Genomic DNA, 3,429 nt, shown 5'->3' with positions numbered 1-3,429 from the left:
AGGACCTCAGCAATCCTCATTCTCGCTGGTCAGGGGCACTTTCTGCTTGCCTGATCACCTGCCGGACAGCACGCATCATGAAAGCGCGAGGCTAATCAGCGGTCTACCAATGCCTTCGACACCGGCAACACCACCTTTTCGATCATCTCGACTGAGGGCTCAAGTCATGCCGGGGCCGAAGGCTGGGAGCCTCATTGCGAGGCCACGAAAACGGTAACTGTGATAGTCGACCTGCGGCCCGGGATGGGTTGCTGCCAGGCTGGCGTTGACGTTCCGGCATGACCCGAAACGGTAACTGGCGGCTCGTCAGAGCTTGCCGTGCCCCCGAGATGTCTGCCGGACGTCGGCGTCGGCCTGGCCCACCCCGTTGGCTTGATCAGCAGCTTGTCCGCCATTTCGACGTGACTCATCACAGTTCTGCCACGCGGTGACTCCACCCAGGCCGACGCCGACCACGGTCGTCCAGCCCTTGAAGGAGAACAACCGCGTGACCATGCTCGCAGAACAGGTCGACGGCGTCATCGGCGTCGACACGCACCGGGACACCCTTGCCGCAGCGGCCGTCAGCCCCATCGGCGCCGTCCTCGCCAGTATCGACTCACCCGCCAACGCCCGGGGATATCAGCAGCTTCTGGACTTCGCCCGCCAACACATTCCGGGCCGGCGCTGCTGGGCGCTGGAGGGTACTGGCTCCTATGGCGCCGGGCTTGCCTCCTTCCTGGACGCGGCTGGTGAAAGCGTCGTCGAGGTGTGCCGGCCCAAGCGTCCCGCGGTCCGAGGCGGGCGCAAGACCAACATGCTTGATGCTGTTCGCGCGGCCAGGGAGGCCCTGGCGACCGAACATCTCATCCACCCACGACGGCGTGGTGAGCGCGAGGCACTTCGTGTCCTACTTGCCACCCGTCAGAGCGCCGTCCTGGCCTGCACGGCTGCGATCAACCTGCTCAAGGCTCTGATCATCTCGGCGCCCGACGAGCTCCGCGTCGAACTCCGAGGTATGAAGAGCAAGGACCAGGTTGCTCACTGCGCGAAGCTGCGGGACCGGCCGACCCAGGACATCGAGCACCGCATGACCGTTCGCGCCCTGCGAAGCGCCGCTCAGCGGATCGAAGCCCTGCGCTCTGAGGCGAAGGAGCTCGAAGCGGAGCTTCTCGCACTCGTCCGTACGATCGCCCCCGAACTGCTGGCGTTACAAGGCGTCGGGCCGATCAGTGCTGCTCAGATCCTGATCAGCTGGTCGCACACCGGCCGCTTCCGGTCCGAGGCAGCGTTTGCGGCCTTCGCGGGCGTCGCTCCGATTCCAGCCTCGTCAGGGTTGACCAACCGGCACAGGATCAACCGCAGACCGGCAGCTCAATCGGGCACTTCACACGATCACCCTGATCCGGATCCGCCTCGACCCGACCACCCGGGCCTACGTCGCCCGGCGGATCAGCGAGGGGAAGACCGCGAGAGACACACAGCGCTGTCTCAAGCGTGCAATTTGTCGGCAGCTCTTCAAGCTCCTCGAACGAGGAGATCAGCCCGCACGTCAGATCACCGCTGAAGATCTCCCTCAAGCCGCTTGACTTGATATAGCAGCCTCGGGGCCCTGACAGGTCCGAATCCTGTCGACCGGGGCACGTATTGCTCGAAGATCAAGGACGCCGTCAATGTGTTCTGCGAGCCTGGTCACGCGGTCGTTCTCCTCGGCCGAAGACCACCACGATGTCGAGGTCCAGGACCAGACGGACCGTACGTCGGCCGGCGCGACCCTGCCCGAAGGGGTGGAAGGCATCGCGAAACTGCACGCGCTCATCGCGAAGCACTGTGACGCGGATGTGGACCCCGCCGAGGTGGTGGCTGGGATCGAGACCGACCGCGGGTTGTGGGTGCAGGCCCTGGTCGCCTCCGGCTACCAGGTATTCGCGATCAACCCGAGGCAGGTCAACCGCTTCAAGGAACGGTATGGCACCTCCGGAGCCAAGAGCGACAAGGGCGATGCCCATGCTCTGGCAGACATGGCCCGTATCGACCGGGTCCAGCTGCAGCCGGCAGCTGGCGACAGCGAACAGGCCCAGGCTGTCAAGGTTGTGACCCACGCCCACCAGACCCCATCCGGGAGCGCACCCGCACCTTCCAGCGACTGCGCAACACCCTGCACGAGCACTTCCCCGTCGGCTTGACGCTGACCAGCACGCCGCTCTGGAACTCCTCATCAAGCGGCACAACCGGAGCCAGAAAGCAGCCACGATCCAGACCGCGCTGCGGGAAGAACACCTCGCCTGCCCGGAGCCGCCGCCTACGCGGCCGCCCCAACAGCCCACGCACGCCTGCTGGTCAGACTGAACGAGCAGACAGCCGAGCTTGAGACAGGTAAAGGGCCATTTTCTTGAGCACCCGGACGCGGCAATCCACCGCTCGATGCCCGGCATCGCGGAGATCACCGGCGCCCGGGTGCTCACCGAGTCCGGAGACGGCCCCACCCGCTACGACGAAGCGACCGCTGGCCACACCACACCGATCCCATCCCGCTTGACAGCAAACAGCACGGGATGTCCGACCAGGGTTTACAGGACATCGTTTAGCACGGCGACTGAAAGGTCCAGGTCCTTTAGGTAAGGAATTTCGACGTAAACCGTCGGATGATACCTATCGCGACCGGGATCGCTGCGGGATGGGAGTGGAGGGATTCGAACCCTCACGCCGTAAGACACCGGGACTTGAATCCGGCGCGTCTGCCAGTTCCGCCACACTCCCCGCACCGATTGTAACGTGCTGTTTATGAAGATGAGGAAACCTTATCCGCTCGCGCTACTGGAGAAGTACGACGTCGCCGATGGACAGGGCTAATTTGAAGCCCTGTTGATCGAGTAGGTGGGCTGCATTAGCTGACCTTTCCGGTGGGTTGTCGTGAGGATAAGTCCGGTCTCGGTGAGACAGCTGTCTATGAGGCTTTGCTGCCGCTAGATGGCTTGGAGGCCTGTTCTGACGGCATGGACGAGGTGCCCGAAGTCGGTGAAGCTGAGGTTGAAAGGGTGGGGTGACAGCGGGCGTTGGCGGTGCTACGTCCTCGTCATGAGGTATGCGTTTGGCGGCGGTCTGACCGCCGTGGGGCGGGCGAAACGTGAGGCAGTGCGTTTCGAGGCCGCGGAGATGTTCGAGGGCGGGGTGCGGCCGCCGGAGGTGGCCCGCAGGTTACGGGTGTCGCGGAAGTCGGCGTACGCGTGGCACGCCTCCTGGCGGGAGGGCGGCACAGCGGCCCTGGCCTCCGGGGGAGTCGGCGGCTTTCCGTGCCGGCTCGGCGATGTCCAGGCGGAGCGGTTGCAGACCGAGCTGGAGGCAGGGCCGGCCGCACACGGCTGGAGCGAGGACCAGCGGTGGACCCTGGCGAGGGTCGCCGAGCTGATCCACCGGCTGTTCGGGCACCGGTACACGCCGCGCGGGGTG

General features: G+C 65.0%; 3 protein-coding genes and 1 tRNA gene. 3 read left to right on the top strand and 1 reads right to left on the bottom strand.

Features of this window, described 5'->3' with window-relative positions; all coding sequences use genetic code 11:
- Positions 1 to 493 precede the first annotated feature (493 nt).
- Positions 494 to 1,546, top strand: a complete 1,053-nt coding sequence (locus ACZ53N_RS36835) for an IS110 family RNA-guided transposase (protein WP_469145065.1) — start codon at positions 494 to 496, stop codon at positions 1,544 to 1,546.
- A 106-nt stretch (positions 1,547 to 1,652) separates the two neighbouring features.
- Positions 1,653 to 2,165, top strand: a complete 513-nt coding sequence (locus ACZ53N_RS36830) for an IS110 family transposase (protein WP_469145064.1) — start codon at positions 1,653 to 1,655, stop codon at positions 2,163 to 2,165.
- Positions 2,166 to 2,657: 492 nt separating this feature from the next.
- Here ACZ53N_RS36830 and ACZ53N_RS36825 read toward each other — a convergent pair.
- Positions 2,658 to 2,739, bottom strand: a tRNA-Leu gene (locus ACZ53N_RS36825).
- 318 nt (positions 2,740 to 3,057) lie between these two features.
- On the opposite strand from ACZ53N_RS36825, the gene ACZ53N_RS36820 reads away from it, so the two are divergent.
- A partial coding sequence (locus ACZ53N_RS36820) for a helix-turn-helix domain-containing protein (protein WP_469145063.1) occupies positions 3,058 to 3,429 on the top strand: 372 nt, incomplete at its 3' end.

It is taken from the genome of Streptomyces sp. NPDC033229 (assembly GCF_055576875.1).
This window is presented reverse-complemented; position numbering and strand designations above follow the sequence as displayed.

Excerpts from the sequence above, each read along its gene's own strand:
- ACZ53N_RS36835 (WP_469145065.1), top strand. The coding sequence starts at position 494 with ATGCTCGCAGAACAGGTCGACGGCGTCATCGGCGTCGACACGCACCGG.
- ACZ53N_RS36830 (WP_469145064.1), top strand. The coding sequence starts at position 1,653 with ATGTGTTCTGCGAGCCTGGTCACGCGGTCGTTCTCCTCGGCCGAAGAC.